Raw genomic sequence first — 17168 nt, 5'->3', positions numbered from 1 at the left:
TATTTGTAATTTGCGTAATGGAAGAAAAAAACCCCTGGAAAACGCTGGAAAGTGACTTAAAGTATGACAACAACTGGATTAGTGTCACCGAACATCAAGTGATCAATCCATCGGGTGGAGAAGGAATTTACGGTGAAGTACACTTTAAAAACTTAGCTATTGGCATTTTGCCGCTCGATGAAGATTACAATACCTGGCTGGTAGGCCAGTATCGCTTTCCATTAAAAGCTTATAGCTGGGAAATTCCCGAAGGTGGGGGACCACTCGGCGAAGATCCATTAGAAAGTGCCAGAAGAGAACTGCTGGAAGAAACAGGCATGAGCGCAAGCAATTGGAAAGAAATTCAACGCATGCATTTGTCAAACTCAGTGAGCGATGAATTAAGCATCATTTACGTAGCTACGGGCTTAATTCAAGGCATTGCAATGCCAGAAGAAACCGAAGAATTAGTGGTTAAAAAAGTCTCGTTTGATGAGGCTTTCGAAATGGTGATGAAAAATGAAATTACGGATTCAATGAGTGTGGCGGCAATTTTAAAAGCGAAGCTGATGATTATGGAAAACCTGATTTGATGTTTATTTTATCATAAAATGTTCCTAACGGAACATGAAAAATCACATTTTTTTTTCTACCGAGGAGACATCCCTACGGGATATGTGGGCGCTTAGAAAAAAGTGAAATTTACATATCGATTTTATGGAGGATAACCAACCCCGATTCATGGCAATTCAAAAATGAAAATTATGGTTCGATAATTATATCAAAAATGGATTCAACTTTTTACCACATGTTCCGTAGGAACATTTCCTCGGTAGAACAATTATGCACCATACATTTTCGTTCCGTAGGAACGTTTCATGAAGATAAGCATCAAAATATTAACCACAAGCTATCATGAAATGTTCCTAACGGAACATGAAAAAATCATATTTTTTTTTCTACCGAGGAGATATCCCTACGGGATATTTGGGCGCTTATAAAAAATGAAATTTACATATCGATTTTATCGAGGATCACCAACCCCGATACATGGGCAATTTAAAAAATGAAAATTATTGTTCTATAATTATATCAAAAATGGATTCCAACTTTTTACCACATGTTCCGTAGGAACATCTCCCCGGTAGAAATTATGCACCATACATTTTCGTTCCGTAGGAACGTTTCATGAAAATAAACATCAAAATATTACCCCAAGCTATCATGAAATGTTCCTTACGGAACATGAAAAACCACGAATTCTTTGTATCGAGGAGATATCCCTACGGGATATTTGGGCGCTTAAAAAAATGAAAATTTATGCCTTGATTTTAATGATATATATCAAAACCGGATGTCACATGTTCCGTAGGAACATCTCCTCGGTAGAAAATATGCGCCATACATTTTCGTTCCGTAGGAACGTTTCATGAAAATAAACAACAAAATATTATCCCAAGCTATCATGAAATTGGTTATATTCATTAAAAAATGATATGCCAAACACCTACACCCAAATACACATCCAATTTGTTTTTGCGGTGAAATACCGAGCGGCACTAATTGGGGCAGAATGGGAGGATAATTTGCAAAAATATATCACCGGAATCTTCCAGAACAATAACCACAAAATGATTCAGATCAATAACATGCCGGATCATATCCATATTTTGGTTGGAATACGTCCACATCAATCTATTTCGAGCTTAATTCAAAACGTCAAAACCGAAAGTTCAAAATGGATTAACGATCAAAATTTATCTAAATCGAAATTTTCATGGCAAGAAAGTTATGGGGCATTCTCTTATTCAAAAAGTGACTTACCAAACGTAATTCAATATATCCACAATCAAAAAGAGCATCACAAAAAAGAAAGCTTTCTAAGCGAGTACGCTAAATTTTTAAAAGATTTCGAAATTGAGTTCGAGGACAAATACATCTTCAAGGAACCAGAATAATTTATATTATCTTTGTTGCTTTATTTTAAAACCAGATGAGCAAATTTTTCGGCTATATACTTACTCCAATATTTTACATTTTCTTTGGTTTAATGCTGTGCATTTTCCATCCCATTCAATGGATTTGCTATAAATTATTTGGCTATAAAGCGCACAAAACGTCGGTTGATATTTTAAATTTCTTCTTAACCTATTGCCAGATATTTTTATTTAATTCCATCAGTTTCAAGAATGAATACGATCTCCCAACCGATCGGCCAATCATATTTGCGGCTAACCATCAAAGCATGTACGATATCCCATCGTTGATTTGGTTTTTAAGAAAGTACAGTGCAAAATTTATCTCCAAAATCGAACTCACAAAAGGGATTCCATCTATCTCTATTAACTTACGTTTAGGTGGCGGAGCCAATATCAACAGAAAGGACAATAAACAAGCCATATCAGAAATCATCAAACTTGGCCGTAGAATGAAAGAAAATAACTGGAGCACGGTTATTTTTCCTGAAGGTACCAGGGCTAAAGACGGGATGGTAAAGCAATTTCAATTCGGAGGAATCGCGACCATTTTGAAAGCAGTTCCAAATGCATTAGTAGTGCCAATAGCCATCGAAAACTCGTGGAAAATTGTTCGCTTTGGAATGTTTCCTTTAACAACTGGCCATGCGTTAAAATGGACGGTTTTGAAACCGATAGAACCAGGGCTAAAAACGCCAAACGAAATTACGCTGGAAGCCGAGACAGAAATTAGAAAAATATTAAATCAATCAATATAACATGAAAATTGTGAGATACTTTTTTATTATATTTCTTCTCATTGGATTACAATCTTCTGCACAAACCAGCAAGCTTTCTAACTCTTTATTTTGGGAAATAACCGGAAAGGATTTGACAAAACCATCTTATCTATTTGGAACTTACCATTTTGCTGGCAAAGACTTTCTGGATAGTATGCATAACGTAAATAATAAGCTCGATGCTTCTGATATGGTTATTGGCGAACTACTTTTTACAGACAGCCTTTTGGCAAAAAAGCTGTCAAAATATATGTTAATGAACGGCAATACCTTAGATAAAATTTTGACTGAGCAAGAGTATAAACTTGTCGGCGATTATTTAATAAAAATTGCCAAAGTTGATATTAATAGTCTAAAGTATTTAAATCCAATGGCAGTGAAAGTGATGATATTGCAGTTCACGTCGCCGGTTACATTTAGTAAAGAAAATACTGCAATTGATGCTTATTTTCAAGAATATGGAAATTTACACAATAAAGCCGTTATCGGATTAGAAACTATAGAAGAGCAAGGCAAAATCCTTTTCGGAGCAAGTATCGAAAGGCAAAAAAAGCAGTTGCTTGATAATGTCCTGAATTACGAAAAATACAAAAAGCTAGCCGAAGAGGGTTTTGAAGCCTTTAAAGCGCAAGACCTGAATAAGATTGAAAAATCGTTCCAGGAAACTGACGAATTTACACCAGAAGAATTTGAAGTGCTGCTTAAAAATAGAAATATAGCATGGATTAAAAAGCTACCTTCCCTAATAAAAAATAAAAGCGCCTTTATTGCTGTAGGCGTTGGCCATTTGGTTGGTGAGTGGGGTTTAATTAATCTCCTACAAAAAGAGGGCTATACAGTAACACCAATTAAAACAAACTAAATATTCTTGTTGCCAATAACTCTGAAAAATTCATCGCGATAAGTGTCTCCTACCGGAATTATTTTGGTGTTAATGGTAATCCTACTGCGCTCTATACTTTCAATTTTATCAACAGCCACAATGTACGATTTATGTACGCGAATGAACTGACTCTGTGGTAAAGCCTCTTCCATTTTCTTCATGCTTTGGAGCGTAATGATGCGTTCATCTTTGGTGAAGATCGAAATGTAGTCTTTCAACCCTTCGATATACAAAATATCGTGAAGGTAGATTTTCTGAATTTTATGCTCTGTTTTTACAAAAATATAATCCTGAACGGGATTGGCTGGAGCAGAGAAAGCTGCCGGGGTAATAATTGGCTGTGCTACACTGGCAGGCGCTTCTACTGGTTTATGCTGTTTGTGAACCTTCTCCACTGCTTTGTAAAAGCGATCGAAAGCAATAGGTTTCAGCAAATAGTCAGAAACATTTAAATCGTAGCTTTCTAACGCGTACTGTGGGTATGCTGTAGTTAAAATATAGTGGCATTTAGTCCCTGCGATTTTTAAAAACTGAATCCCCGTTAGCTCTGGCATTTGAATATCTAAAAACACCAGATCAATACCCCCACCCTGAACAACCTGTAATGCTTCAATTGGATTCTCGCATCGCTTCACCATCGTTAAAAACGGAACTTTGGAGATATAATCTTCCAAAATATCAAGCGCTAATGGCTCATCATCAACAACAATACAGTTTAAGTTCATTTTTAGGTTTAGTTTTAATTCAAGGATTCAAAAATGGTCAATTCGTCAAAGCCGGTTGGCAAATTAAATATCGATCATTAGTTCACAGGTGTAATGAGTAGCCGAATTTACAACATTTAATTTATATCTGTCTGGATATACCAGCTGTAATCGTCTTTCTACGTTAGGCAAACCAATTCCGCCTTGAGCATCCTTATTCTGCTGATTTTTCTTATTGATCACGCTAAAGTGTAGGATCTTTTGGTTCGCAATGATATTAATTTTAACCGGGTTTTCCGGATCATTCACCACGCCATGTTTAAACGCATTCTCTACAAATGAAATCAGCATCAGCGGCACTATTTTTTGATCGTCAATTTCTCCATTTAGGGTAAGTTCGATAAAAGCACCATCCTTAAATCTTATTTTTTGCAGTTCTATGTAGTTCGTTAAATAATCAACCTCCTTGCTTAAAGCTACCGTTGGGGTATTGCTTTCATAAATCATGTAACGCATAATCTCCGAAAGCTTCATAATCGCATCTGCTGTCTTATCTGATTTTTGATAGGCCAGTGAATAGATGTTATTTAGGGAGTTGAAAAGAAAATGCGGATTAAGCTGCGATTTCAAAAACTGCAGCTCCATTTCCCGACGCTCACTTTCCAGGTTACGTTGAATGCGTTCGTTAGAAAACCAATCAGCAGCAAATTTAATGAGGCAACTTGAGACCAAGAAGAATCCACACAAAAACAATTGTGCGAAAAAGTATTGATCTGCCTGCAGTGTTTTCGGCTTTCCTTCCATGATGTAATCCATCATATCTTTAGGATTTAAAACCGCTACAACAGTTTTAATTAATGCCGCAGCGCCTAACAAAAGAACAAACGCCAACATGTATAGAAAATATTTCTTCCTTTTTTTAATGAGCTGGGGAATAAGGATTAAATAGTTTATATAAAAGAGGGAAATATTTATTATACCAAATAGCACAAGGGAGAGTAAAAAATGTTTAACACTTTTTACCTGAGAATCAAAAAAGACATCTAACGCAATTATTAATATTATAAATGCCCAGAAAATTCCGTGAAGTATTAATGGTCCTTTGCTTTTTTTCATTTAATATACTTTGAAAGAGGAAGCAGCTTATTGCTAATCTTTCCGCATCCAAAATAAATAAACTTTCTTTTTAAACCGCACACAATCTACCAACAGGCATTTTTTTTCTACCAACAGGCAAACAGCCAAATTTTATCGACAAACTCCAAATCTCATCGATAAACGCCAAAAATGCCTGTTTATCTAGAATCTTGAACACTTGGTATAATACATTTTAGCAAGCAATTCGAATGCTGTTCCTTTGAATCATCAAAACGAAAACAAAATGAAAAAGTTAGTAAACACCTCGCCATTTTTACTTTTATTAGTTCCAGTATTCATGATGATTATTTTAACGCTTACGGTAAATACAAATCAAAATGATGCTGAAGTTGTGGTAAAACCTACATCAAGCACTAATACTATCGCAAAACAAGTATCAGCGGTTTTCAAATAAGGTAATGAGTAATTATGCAATCGAAACTGTAGGCTTAAACTTTAGCTTTGGTAACCAAACCATTATAAAAGATTTATCCTTACAAGTACCAAAGGGTAGTATTTATGGTTTTTTAGGCCCTAATGGTGCTGGTAAAACCACTACAATAAAAATCCTGCTTAATTTATTAAAATCGCCGGCAGATCAGGTTTTTATTTTTGGGAAAGAAATCAACAGTAATCGCATTGCCACACTTAAAAAAATTGGAGCCTTGGTAGAGCAACCTGCTATCTATGGCCATCTTTCTGGTAAAGAAAACTTAATTAATCGCTGCCTCCTACTCAGGATTCCAAAAAGCAAAGTCGCAGAAATGCTGGCTTTAGTAGGCTTAACCGATGCAGGTGATAAAAAGGCTGGTAAATATTCTCTAGGAATGAAACAACGTTTGGGCATAGCCCTGGCCCTGGTTTCAGACCCGGAATTACTACTGCTTGACGAACCAACCAATGGCTTAGATCCCAACGGGATTATCGAAATTAGAAACCTGATGATCGAATTAGCCACCAAACACAACAAAACTATTTTAGTATCTAGCCATTTATTGGCTGAGATTGAAAGAACTGCTACTCATGTAGGCATAATTAACAAAGGCCAATTATTATTTCAAGGCACGATTGATGAACTTCATCTGCTAAGCAAACCGATGGTCGAAATAGAAGTAGATCAAATTGAGAATGCAAGTGCTTTTTTGATTAAAGCAGGCTATGAAATCGCTTCCAAAACAGATAACAAAATAACCGTTCCTTTTTCTTCACCTGCCGATAGCGGAAAGCTCAATACACTACTCATCCAAAATGGATTCACAGTAAGCAGCCTCTCCAAGCAACGCAAAGATTTGGAAAACCTTTTTCTTGATATTACCAAAAACAACTAAAATGCGCTCCATCTACATTTCATTAGTTTCCGAGTTTTATAAATCCAGGAAAACCCTTGCCTTTTGGGCCGCAATTTTACTTCCGGTTGTAATATGCAGCTTGGTAAGTTTTGGTTTTTATTCAGGTGCTGATAAAATTCTGAAATTAAACGCACCCGGCATGATGCTTTGGATAAGATACGCCGGTGCCACCCTGAACGTTATGGGGATATTGGTAATGCCTTTTTATGTAATGTTTATGGCTTTTTCGGTTAATAATATAGAGCACAAAAACGATACATGGAAAAGCCTTTTCGCCCAACCGTTAAACAAATTCTCTATCTATACCGCTAAATACCTATTTGCGATTACGCTGATATTCATTTGTTTGTTTCTTTTTGCTACGCTAACCTATGGTTTCGGCCATCTATTGCAAGTTTTAGTTCCAAAATATACGTTCAGTCAATACAACCCATCCAACTTCCTCATTAACTCTTATAGCAAGTTATTTTTGTCATCCCTGGGCATTTTGTCCCTTCAATTTATCTTTAGCTTAATCTGGGGCGATTTTCTTAAACCCATTGGCATCGGTTTCGTAGGCACTATTATGGGCATTGTAGCAGGCATGGTTAACTGGACGTACGCCTATCTTATTCCATACAGTCTGCCTGCCTTGGCTTTGCAAGTTACACAGGTAAAAAAAGGAAAAGATCCATTAGATTTTGAAATTTTCGCTAGAGAAATTTGGGTAAGTCTAATTTATGCAGGGGTATTATTTATCGCGGGTTACTTTATTGTAACCAGAAAAAGTATTAAATAATATTTTTGAAAAGCAATAGCTGCATTTCATTTTAATGTTAGTCCTTCTTTACACTACAAGTCCGTTTCAAAAATTTTGTGCTTAGGTAAGGCATATGCATCGAAACCTCTATTAGTTCTCAATTGGAATACGGGCTTTCCGTTTCAATAAGGTTTAGATAATTCAGGCTGTTACTCTCAAGTTTGGCAACTGTTATGCCGCAAAAGCCCTTTGTAAAAATATCGGGAGATTCTAATTGTAGAAAAGCTAAAATGTAATTTAGCACTTAAACCAACCTACTTCTTAAAATGATCAAAAGATTTACAATCACAGCAATGGCTTTTAGCCTTTGCTTTTCTGCGTTTGCGCAAGATGCACCAGATGCTGCCATAGTACAAAAAATACGCAAGGCTGGCCTGGAGAATTCAAAAGTGATGGATATTGCCTTCAACTTAACTGATGTTTCCGGTCCTCGTTTGTCTAACTCTCCTGGTTTAAAACGAGCGCAAGACTGGGCAGTAAAACAACTTACGGAGTGGGGTTTGAAAAATGCACACCTCGAAGCCTGGGGAACATTTGGCAAAGGCTGGCAAGTAGATAAATATTACGCTGCAACCACCGCTCCTTTTTATCACCCGATTATTGCCTCTCCAAAAGCATGGACCCCAGGAACAAATGGCCCAATAAAATCAGAAGTAGTTTTAATCAAAGCAGATAGTGTTGCCGATTTAGCGAAATATAAAGGTAAACTCGCGGGCAAAATTGTAATGATGGATCAAGGTGCTCCACTTACAAGCGGATTGAAGCCAGATTTTTCACGATATGCCGATTCTACGCTGGCGCAGATGGCAGCGGCAAAACCTGCAACTGGCGCTCCTCGTCAACGTGCTGCCACCGGGCCAATGGCCGATCGTATGGCGCAAATGATGAAAATGCGTGAAGTGCGTGCAGCCATGAGCGCCATGTTAGTCGAAGAAAAAGTGGCTCTGATCTTAACTTATGCCCGCGGCGGACAAGGAACTTTCTTCACCAGCAATGGCGCCTCTTATGCCTTAGATGCTAAACCAGTTTCTCCTGAACTTGAAGTTGCTGCCGAAGATTTTTTACGTATTTTACGTTTGCTTCGTGCTGGCAAACCAGTAGAGGTAGAAGCTGATATCAAAACTTCATTTTATGCTCAAGACCCTCAGGGCTACAACGTAATAGCTGAAATTCCGGGAACCGATAAAAAATTAAAGGATGAAGTGATTATGATTGGAGGCCACTTCGATTCGTGGCATGCCGCAACTGGCGCTACCGATAATGCCGCTGGTTCTGCCGTAATGATGGAAGCCATGCGAATTTTAAAAGCCATCGATTTTAAACCTAAGCGCACCATCCGCATCGCACTTTGGAGTTCTGAAGAGCAAGGACTATTTGGTTCAAGAGGTTACGTAGCCAAACATTTTGGCGATCCGAAAACGATGGCTTTAACACCAGATCAGAAGAAAATTTCGGCTTATTACAATTTAGATAACGGTACAGGCAAAATTCGCGGTATTTATTTACAAGGAAACGCAGCAGCCGGACCTATATTCCAAAGTTGGCTAAGTCCGTTTAATGATCTTGGAGCTACAACGGTAACGATTAACAACACTGGCGGAACCGATCACCAGGCCTTTGATGCAGTGGGCATTCCGGGTTTCCAATTTATACAAGACCCCGCCGATTATAATACCCGTACGCACCACAGCAACATGGATACTTATGACAGATTGGTGGAAGATGATCTGAAACAATCGGCAACTATTGTCGCTTCTTTCGTTTATAATACTTCCCAACGTGATGCACAAATTCCAAGAAAAGAATTGCCAGTAGCACAAGCCGCAAAACCATAATTAATTAAAATGCAAAAGCCTGCTAATTTGACCATAAAGTCAAACGGCAGGCTTTGCTTTTTAGAGAGAGGGTGCGTTAAATATGTATATTTTAATCTTTAGTAAGATAATATCCGCTGCTTAAATGCCCACACAATAAGCTGATACGAGTTTCGCAGATCTAGCTTTCTAACCATGTTCCGCCTGTGTGTATTTACGGTATGCTCGCTAATAAAAAGCATATCGCCTATTTCTTTGCTGTTATAACCTTTTGATAATAGCTTTACTATTTCAATTTCCCTTTCCGTTATCAAGTTATTGCTTTCTTGAAGATGGATGTTGTTTGTCATTGTAAATTAAATTGTAGGGTGATCATTAATTCATCACAAAGAAGACTCCTGGTTACCCCGCAAAAATTCGGGATCTTTTTATTATGGGATAGACAACTTTGGGATGTGCAACACTAAATTCTCATTCTTTATTGCATTTCAAAAGTATGTCGACGTACCTATATATGAGTAGTATGTTTTACCCTAAATAAAAAGGTGTTTTTACGGTATTAAAATTCATAGTGGCTATTGCCAGAAACTATCTAAATAACGACTTTAGAAGACCAAAATCAAACCTACTGTAATAATGAGCAAAAATTCGAATTTCCAACCTATTGATAAGAAGGTTGCACAAGATATGGTTAACGCATATGCCGAACAGGCTAGCAAAGATCCAAAATCTTACACCAAAGCAATCTGGTTTCCTGCAGCACAAATCTTAGAAATGGCCAAAACAATTGCCGATGGAAAACACGATGGTTTGCGAATTTATAATGCTCAATACACAGCCAATTCCATAGAAGGATTGCCAAAAGAATATGAAGGAAGAAACACGGTATTACTAGTGCCAACCTTTGCTGCTGGCTACAGCAACCCACTTGGCGAATTAACCGAAGAACATGAAGATGATTTGGAAGATATTGAAAACAGAGGCGAACTTTGTCCTAACGTATGCCAGGGAACCGGACTTTAAAGAATGAATTTTACATCACCGATAGTTATAGCCGAAATAATGTGCCTTATAGGTGCAGTTATATTTTTAAGAAATGATAAAAGCATTTTTTGGAAATTAAATATTGCCTATCTTCTTCTGGCGTTATTAACGGAAGCTGCAGGAAGTTATATGTCCTCTAAAAGAGAAAACAATCTTTGGTTATTTAACTCTTTTGTGTTTTTCGAAATTAGCTTCATTTTTATTGGCATCTGGCATTGCCTGAAAAATTATTTAATCCCTAAGCCTATTATATATGTAGGGCTAGGGATCGTCTATTCGATTTATTTTGGCTTTATTGCCAAAGATTCGATTATGGTGTTTAACTCGACTGCTGTAACAGTAATGTCGGTAGTTTTTAGCCTCTACTGCCTTTATTATTATTATCTCCTGTTAAATGACGAAAAATTTATTGAAATCAAATATCATCCAGAATTTTGGTGGATAACAGGTGTATTGTTTTATTATTTTGGTGGAACGGTTTGTAATTTATTAAGTGATGTATTTGATGTTCGTTTCGGCAAAAGTTTCACCCTCAGGTACGCTATTACCATAGCATTGAATTTCATTTTATATAGCGTTTGGACTTATTCTTACTTATGCAGAGCGAAACAACAAAAATTGCGATCTTAGTTGTTCTTGCAACTTTGATTTTCTTACTAATGCCTGTTTTTTTGATTATGTACATCCGTTCGTATAATCGGCATAAGAAAAACCACATTTTAGAGAAACAACACATGCAACAGCAGTTTGAGGCAGAGATGCTTCAAGCCAGAATTGAAGTGCAAGATAATACCATGCAAGCTATTGCAACAGAACTGCATGATAATGTAGGACAACTATTAAGTTTAACCACATTGACCCTAAATTCAATTAATCTTGATCATAGCGACAAAGCCACTGTCAAAATAGAAAATTCCTTATCTCTGGTCAACAAATCTATCAAAGAGTTAAGAGAACTTGCCAAACTTTTACATGGTGAGCAAATAGTAGAAAACGGTTTAGGCAATGCTTTGCAACAAGAAATAAACTGGCTGGAAAAAACAGGTAGTTACGAATTGCAGGTGAGCAATCAACTTCATAATCTGCAGGAAAACTCCCCAGATAAAGACTTAATTATTTTACGCTTGCTACAGGAAATCATCAACAACATCATCAAACATGCAAACGCTACTTCAATCAGTTTTAATGCATACTATGAGGATAAAAAATTATATTTAAATGTTGAAGAAAATGGAGTAGGTTTCAATTACGAAAAGGCTAAAGCAAATAAAGCAGGGTTGGGATTAAGTTCTATTTCAAAGCGCATTGAAATGATAAATGGTAAATTGGCTTTAAATTCAACTCCAAATAAAGGCACTAACATCCTAATCGAAATCCCATATCCCTAAATCATGTTACCTCAACCTATATCCATTGCCATAGTTGATGATCATACCCTATTCCGTTCTGGATTAGCCAGCTTATTAGACGAATTTGACGAAATTAAGGTGGTATTTGAAGGGAAAAATGGTCAGGATTTACAACATAAAATTGTAAATCATCCAGATGTTAAACTCCTATTAATGGATATTAATATGCCAGTAATGGATGGATTTGCAGCCACCAAGTGGGTAAAGGAGCACCATCCTAATATAAATGTATTGGCATTGAGCATGCTAGAAGATGAAAAAGCCATTATTGGAATGCTAAGGGCTGGCGCAAGCGGATATATGCTTAAAGAGTCAACACCTAACGACCTTCTCATGGCCATTAAAGCTGTTGTTGAAAAAGGGTTTTACATCAACGACCTGGTATCGGGCAGGCTTTTGGTTGCTTTAAAAAATAGCGATTCAGGCCCAATCTTCAGCACAAGGGAACTTGCATTTTTGCAACATTGCAGTACCGAACATACCTACAAAGAAATTGCCGACATGATGAATGTAAGCCCGCGAACTGTTGACAACTACCGGGAATCATTATTTGCCAAACTCAATATCCGATCTCGTACAGGATTGGTGGTTTATGCGATCAAGAATAACCTAATTACCATATAATCAGCACCGCTGAAAATCTTTACCTATTAAAAACTTGATAAATAATTTGCATAACTAAATAATTAGTTTTAACTTTAGTTAAGGCATTTGCCTAAAGCTTATCTCTATTTATTAAATATTATGGAAATTAAAGATCTAACCAAAGCAGAAGAACAGCTTATGCAGGTATTGTGGCAGTTGGAAAAAGCATTTGTAAAAGAGGTTATCGATGAACTTCCCTTGCCAAAACCCGCCTATAATACAGTTTCAACAATTATCAGAATTTTAGAGACAAAAGGTTTTATTGGCCATGAGGCCTTTGGAAAAGCCCATCAATATTTCCCGCTCATCAGCAAAGAAGAATATAAACGCCACGCCACCGAAAAGTTACTCGGCAACTATTTCGAGAATTCAGTAGAAAGTATGTTTTCTTTCTTCGTGAAAGAAGAGAAGTTAGATTTAAGTGATGTGGATGAAATTTTAAAAATGATTGATAAAATTAAACATAAGCCAAAATGAGTTTTGCGCACTACCTACTTCAGGTGAACTTATACTTAATTGTTTTTTATGGCTTTTATAAATTACTTTTAGATAAGGAAACCTACTTTTTACTCAACCGAATTTACCTGGTAAGTGCTGGTGTATTATCATTATCTATTCCATTTATCCGACTGGAATGGCTTACTGAGCAAAAGGCGGCACAGCAGGTTTATACATCGGTAAATTGGGAAGCCGTATTGGAAAAAGCTACTATTGTAAGCGATAACAGCAATGGCTTTAATTGGGGTAATGCGTTTGTGTACATCTATTGTGCAGGTATAATCTTCTGCTTAGGCAAGCTTGCTTACAATTTACTCTCAGTACAGAAGCTGATAAAAAATGCGAAATCGGGTTCTGCTTTTTCTTTTTTTAGTAAAAAAGTCGTCGATCAGAATTTGCCACTAATGGCGGTGATTGATGTACATGAAGAAGCCCATATTAAACAATGGCATACCGCAGATATTTTGTTTTTTGAGATTATTGGAGTTTTTACCTGGATAAATCCAATCATTTATTTCTACAAAAAATCCATTAAAAATATTCACGAATTTTTAGCAGATGAGCATGCTGCAGCATTTCAAGGTGATAAAGCTGAATATGCGATGCTCATCTTAAGTCAGTCGTTCGGAATTTCTCCCAATCGCCTTACCAATGGTTTCTTTGATAAATCACTCATCAAGAAACGGATCTTTATGTTGCAAAAAGAAAGATCAAAGAAAATAGCCATTTTGAAGTATGGCTTCTTTATTCCGCTTTTTGCAATTCTCATTATTTTCTCCTCAGCAACGGTAAGAAAAAATGAAAAGCTGATTTCGATTAGCAATCAAATACCACTGGATAAACCTATTGAAATGGTTCAGGAAATAATTATTCCTGAGCCAGCATTTGCTCCAGAAAAATTATCTACCACTGAGATCATTCCTACAGCAGAAAAAGTAGCCGGAAATTGGAACAACTTTTACGCCTTCATGGCCAGATCGATAAAATATCCATCCGAAGCTCAGAAAAACAACCTTCAGGGCAATACTCAGATAAAATTCACCCTTCAAAACAATAAGGTAACAAACGTAAGCAGTGTTTTGAATTTGGGCGACGGCTGCGATGAAGAAGTAATGAAAGCCATTTTGTCATACAGAAAATTTGAAAATCTGCCTAATGGTAAATACACGTTGAAAGTAGGTTTCACGCTTTCCGGAAATAAGGCCCCGCTTATAAATAAAGAGACCATTAAACTGGCTACCTACCAAAAACTTTCTAATATTAATATTATTGGCTATTCTTCGCCTATAGAAAGTGGTAGTGAGGAGGATAAGTTAGACAAGGTTTTTGACTTCGTTTCTATAGAGAAACAGCCGGAGTTTCCCGGAGGGATATCTAAGTTTTATGAGTATTTAAGCAAGACCATAAAGTATCCAAAATCAGCACAAGAAAATAATGTACAGGGAAAAGTTTTTCTATCCTTCATCGTCGAAAAAGATGGTTCGCTTAGCGATGCTTTGATAACCCGCGGCTTAGGCAGTGGATTAGATGAGGAAGCCTTAAGGGTAATAAAAAGTTCACCAAGATGGAATCCTGGGATAACGGATGGTAAACCCGTTAGGGTAAAATACCACATCAACGTGAATTTCACACTAAATGTTGATGATGAGGTGAAGAAAGCAACTCGGATTAAAGGCCTTTCTACGAGCAACGTTTTTAACAACTCGAAATTTGATGGTGTTGTGGTATTAAATGGAAAAGTGAGCCAAAACGGTTTTGATTTTACCAAGATTGATAATCGCAATATTCAATCGGTTTCGGTACTAAAAGATGCTGCAGCAACAAGTTTATACGGAGATAAGGGAAAAAACGGCGTGCTCATCATTACGACAAAAAATAACGATTTTAGAAAAGCAAGTGACACGGAACTTAGGTTAGATACCAACACACCGACTCTTAAAATAAGATAATTAAGATCAACGGATATGAAAAGAATATTAACGATTGTTATAGCGCTGAGTTTGGCCTATAGTGTAAAGGCACAAACGAAACCTGATAGCACCAAAACACCAAGCATTACTTTACGTGGTACAGCTACATCTGTTACGGAGCCCCTTATTGTAATTGACGGAAATAAGCAATATCAACGGGGAACGGCATCGATGGCTGGTGTGGATCCAAATAATATCGAATCGATAAATATTTTGAAAGATGCTGCATCAACCACTAAATATGGCCCTGACGGATTTGCCGGTGTTATTGAAATTAAAACTAAAAACGGTTTAGCAGGAATTTATAATAAGAACATAGATTCAAATAGCGTCGGCCTTAAGGGCAAAATTACCGGACTAAGTTTTCGCCCGAATGCTACAGGTGTGATCCGAAATTACAAGAGAAAAGATTCTGACCCAAAAGTGATTATTAGAAATCTGTTGCAAAAAGATTCCGACCCAAAAGCTAATCCAATTTATGTGGTTGATGGCAAGCAAGTAGACGACATAGGAACACTTGACCCAAATACAATTGAATCAATTAATGTACTGAAAGATGCTGCTGGAAAATCACAGTATGGTGAATCAGGCGCAAATGGAGTAGTTATTATTACTACAAAAGTTCCTAAAAAAGAAGTTCAAAAGAAAAACTAAATAAAAACTTTAATACTATTTAACCATGAGAAAGCTAATGATTTTAGCCCTAACGAGCATTGCCATGCTTACCAATTCGGTAAAAGCACAAAAAATTTATGATTTTGTTTCTGTTGAGAAACAACCATCATACCCGGGCGGGATGGTAAAATTTTATGACTACTTAAGCAAAGAAATTAAGTATCCTAAGGTTGCTAAAGAACAAAAAACACAAGGAAAGGTCTTTTTAAGCTTCACAGTTGAAAAAGATGGCAAACTAGCTGATGTGACTGTTGTTAGAAGCCTATCAAAAGAAACGGATGCAGAGGCCGTAAGAGTGATTAAAAATTCTACGAACTGGAATCCTGGCGTACTTGACGGAAAGCCAGTAAGAGTGAAGTACAACATTGCTGTTAACTTCAATTTTTCGGAAGATAAAACAAATCAAAAAACAAGCAATAAATCAGGGTTGACACCTGAATTTCCTGGGGGAACAGAGAAGCTTTATAGCTATTTGGCTAAAAAAATTAAATACCCAAAAGAAGCACAGAAAAATAATGTCCAAGGAAAAGTTTTTCTTGAATTTAACGTAGAAAAAAATGGAACCTTAACAGATATTGTTGTAACCAGAGGGCTATCCAAAGAAACTGATGAAGAAGCATTGAGGGTAATGAAAGCAGCCCCAAGGTGGAATCCGGCAATTGGTACAGATGGCCATCCTGTTAAAACTAAATACCGCATGACGGTGAATTTCACGTTGTCTTAACATTTTATAACGCTCTCAACATCGCAAAGTCTTAATTTCAACATTAAGATTTTGCGATTTTTTATTTGTTATGAGTGGAAGAGATATATTTGCAAATGAAAAAATTCTCGTTAACGCTAATCACATTCATTTGCTTTGTAACCGCAGCATTGGCACAGCAAAATCAGCCTCCCGATCAAAATTTATTGTTTTTGGTTGACGGAACATTCATGAGCAAAAATGAAGCGGCAAAAATTAACAGAGATAGTATAGAAACACTCACTGTAATTAAAGAAAAACAGCATAAAAAAGTATTTGGTGTTAATGATGAGGGCGGGCTTGTAATCGTAATTACAAAAGCAAAAATTAATAGCGCTGAAAATGTATTGATAAAAGAAAAAATTTCTAAAATCGATTTCAAGACAACATCCAGTATAGTCAAAGCTCCTTCACTAGCAAAACCATCCAGAGACTCTATTCCTAATGGTGTTTTTGATTTTATTTCGATTGAAAAGCAGCCCTGAATTTCCTGGTGGATTAAAAGCATTTTACAGCTTTTTAAATGAAATATCAAATACCCTAAAGAAGCAGCAAAAAGGCAAATTCAAGGACGAGTATTCTTGTCTTTCATTGTTGAAAAAGACGGCAGCCTAACTAGCATTAAAGTAATTAGAGGTTTAAGTTTTGACATTAATGATGAAGCTGTAAGGGTGCTTTCATCCTCACCAAACTGGAATCCAGGTATTCATTTTGGAGTGCCTGTGAGGGTAAAGTATAACATCAATGTGAACTTTAGTCTTTGAT

At 36.7% G+C, this 17168-nt stretch carries 21 protein-coding genes; 18 read left to right on the top strand and 3 right to left on the bottom strand.

Annotated features, from left to right (window positions below; all coding sequences use genetic code 11):
* Window positions 1–17 precede the first annotated feature (17 nt).
* From ACZZZK_RS15730 to ACZZZK_RS15715, 4 genes are all read left to right on the top strand, one after another.
* Window positions 18–572: an NUDIX domain-containing protein gene (locus ACZZZK_RS15730; protein WP_463484962.1), complete on the top strand. Its 555-nt coding sequence runs from the start codon at window positions 18–20 to the stop codon at window positions 570–572.
* 903 nt (window positions 573–1475) lie between these two features.
* The gene (gene tnpA, locus ACZZZK_RS15725) at window positions 1476–1937 is read left to right on the top strand and encodes an IS200/IS605 family transposase (RefSeq protein WP_463484961.1); all 462 of its coding nucleotides are present in this window, start codon (window positions 1476–1478) and stop codon (window positions 1935–1937) included.
* Window positions 1938–1972: 35 nt separating this feature from the next.
* Window positions 1973–2713 (top strand): lysophospholipid acyltransferase family protein, encoded by a 741-nt coding sequence (locus tag ACZZZK_RS15720; RefSeq protein WP_463484960.1) that lies wholly within the window; start codon window positions 1973–1975, stop codon window positions 2711–2713.
* Window positions 2714–2723: 10 nt separating this feature from the next.
* Window positions 2724–3596, top strand: coding sequence for a TraB/GumN family protein (locus tag ACZZZK_RS15715; RefSeq protein ID WP_463484959.1), 873 nt, complete (start codon window positions 2724–2726; stop codon window positions 3594–3596).
* On the opposite strand, the gene ACZZZK_RS15710 is transcribed toward ACZZZK_RS15715, so the two are convergent.
* Together ACZZZK_RS15710 and ACZZZK_RS15705 are read right to left on the bottom strand one after the other, a co-directional pair.
* Window positions 3593–4342, bottom strand: coding sequence for a LytR/AlgR family response regulator transcription factor (locus tag ACZZZK_RS15710; protein ID WP_463484958.1), 750 nt, complete (start codon window positions 4340–4342; stop codon window positions 3593–3595). The genes ACZZZK_RS15715 and ACZZZK_RS15710 overlap by 4 nt on opposite strands.
* Before the next feature lie 63 nt (window positions 4343–4405).
* A complete protein-coding gene (locus ACZZZK_RS15705; protein ID WP_463484957.1) occupies window positions 4406–5437 on the bottom strand; it encodes a sensor histidine kinase in 1032 nt (343 codons plus the stop codon).
* Window positions 5438–5702: 265 nt separating this feature from the next.
* Between ACZZZK_RS15705 and ACZZZK_RS15700 the strand changes: the two genes are divergently transcribed.
* The 4 genes from ACZZZK_RS15700 (at window position 5703) to ACZZZK_RS15685 (ending at window position 9441) form a co-directional block, all read left to right on the top strand.
* Window positions 5703–5873: a hypothetical protein gene (locus ACZZZK_RS15700; RefSeq protein ID WP_157255605.1), complete on the top strand. Its 171-nt coding sequence runs from the start codon at window positions 5703–5705 to the stop codon at window positions 5871–5873.
* 4 nt (window positions 5874–5877) lie between these two features.
* Window positions 5878–6786, top strand: coding sequence for an ABC transporter ATP-binding protein (locus ACZZZK_RS15695; RefSeq protein ID WP_463484956.1), 909 nt, complete (start codon window positions 5878–5880; stop codon window positions 6784–6786).
* A 1-nt stretch (window position 6787) separates the two neighbouring features.
* Complete coding sequence (locus ACZZZK_RS15690; RefSeq protein ID WP_463484955.1) at window positions 6788–7585, top strand: ABC transporter permease; 798 nt, start codon at window positions 6788–6790, stop codon at window positions 7583–7585.
* Between the two features lie 287 nt (window positions 7586–7872).
* The gene (locus ACZZZK_RS15685) at window positions 7873–9441 is read left to right on the top strand and encodes a M28 family metallopeptidase (RefSeq protein ID WP_463484954.1); all 1569 of its coding nucleotides are present in this window, start codon (window positions 7873–7875) and stop codon (window positions 9439–9441) included.
* A 98-nt stretch (window positions 9442–9539) separates the two neighbouring features.
* Here the strand turns inward: ACZZZK_RS15685 and ACZZZK_RS15680 are convergent, their stop codons facing one another.
* A complete protein-coding gene (locus ACZZZK_RS15680) occupies window positions 9540–9770 on the bottom strand; it encodes a response regulator transcription factor (RefSeq protein WP_056848321.1) in 231 nt (76 codons plus the stop codon).
* 286 nt (window positions 9771–10056) lie between these two features.
* Here ACZZZK_RS15680 and ACZZZK_RS15675 point away from each other — a divergent pair, with 286 nt between their 5' ends.
* The 10 genes from ACZZZK_RS15675 to ACZZZK_RS15630 all read left to right on the top strand — a co-directional run bounded on the left by ACZZZK_RS15675 (window position 10057) and on the right by ACZZZK_RS15630 (window position 17167).
* Window positions 10057–10443 (top strand): hypothetical protein, encoded by a 387-nt coding sequence (locus ACZZZK_RS15675; protein WP_463484953.1) that lies wholly within the window; start codon window positions 10057–10059, stop codon window positions 10441–10443.
* A gap of 3 nt (window positions 10444–10446) precedes the next feature.
* Window positions 10447–11094 carry a hypothetical protein gene (locus ACZZZK_RS15670; RefSeq protein WP_463484952.1) on the top strand — a complete coding sequence of 216 codons (648 nt, stop codon included), beginning with the start codon at window positions 10447–10449 and terminating at the stop codon, window positions 11092–11094.
* Window positions 11061–11852 (top strand): sensor histidine kinase, encoded by a 792-nt coding sequence (locus ACZZZK_RS15665; RefSeq protein ID WP_463484951.1) that lies wholly within the window; start codon window positions 11061–11063, stop codon window positions 11850–11852. Before ACZZZK_RS15670 ends, ACZZZK_RS15665 begins: the two co-directional genes overlap by 34 nt.
* Window positions 11853–11855: 3 nt before the next feature.
* Entirely contained in the window at window positions 11856–12497 is a 642-nt protein-coding gene (locus tag ACZZZK_RS15660) for a response regulator (protein ID WP_463484950.1), read from the top strand.
* 120 nt (window positions 12498–12617) lie between these two features.
* Entirely contained in the window at window positions 12618–12995 is a 378-nt protein-coding gene (locus ACZZZK_RS15655) for a BlaI/MecI/CopY family transcriptional regulator (RefSeq protein ID WP_463484949.1), read from the top strand.
* The gene (locus ACZZZK_RS15650; RefSeq protein ID WP_463484948.1) at window positions 12992–14965 is read left to right on the top strand and encodes a TonB family protein; all 1974 of its coding nucleotides are present in this window, start codon (window positions 12992–12994) and stop codon (window positions 14963–14965) included. The genes ACZZZK_RS15655 and ACZZZK_RS15650 overlap by 4 nt, the downstream gene beginning before the upstream one ends.
* 15 nt (window positions 14966–14980) lie before the next feature.
* Window positions 14981–15640 (top strand): TonB-dependent receptor plug domain-containing protein, encoded by a 660-nt coding sequence (locus tag ACZZZK_RS15645; RefSeq protein WP_463484947.1) that lies wholly within the window; start codon window positions 14981–14983, stop codon window positions 15638–15640.
* 25 nt (window positions 15641–15665) lie between these two features.
* The gene (locus tag ACZZZK_RS15640; RefSeq protein ID WP_463484946.1) at window positions 15666–16385 is read left to right on the top strand and encodes an energy transducer TonB; all 720 of its coding nucleotides are present in this window, start codon (window positions 15666–15668) and stop codon (window positions 16383–16385) included.
* 149 nt (window positions 16386–16534) lie between these two features.
* Window positions 16535–16888: a hypothetical protein gene (locus tag ACZZZK_RS15635; RefSeq protein WP_463484945.1), complete on the top strand. Its 354-nt coding sequence runs from the start codon at window positions 16535–16537 to the stop codon at window positions 16886–16888.
* 45 nt (window positions 16889–16933) lie between these two features.
* The gene (locus tag ACZZZK_RS15630) at window positions 16934–17167 is read left to right on the top strand and encodes an energy transducer TonB (RefSeq protein ID WP_463486298.1); all 234 of its coding nucleotides are present in this window, start codon (window positions 16934–16936) and stop codon (window positions 17165–17167) included.
* Window position 17168: the final 1 nt, after the last annotated feature.

It is taken from the genome of Pedobacter sp. AC163, assembly GCF_979258665.1.
The sequence above is the reverse complement of the archived record's forward strand: the minus strand, read 5'-3'. Positions and strand labels throughout refer to the sequence as shown.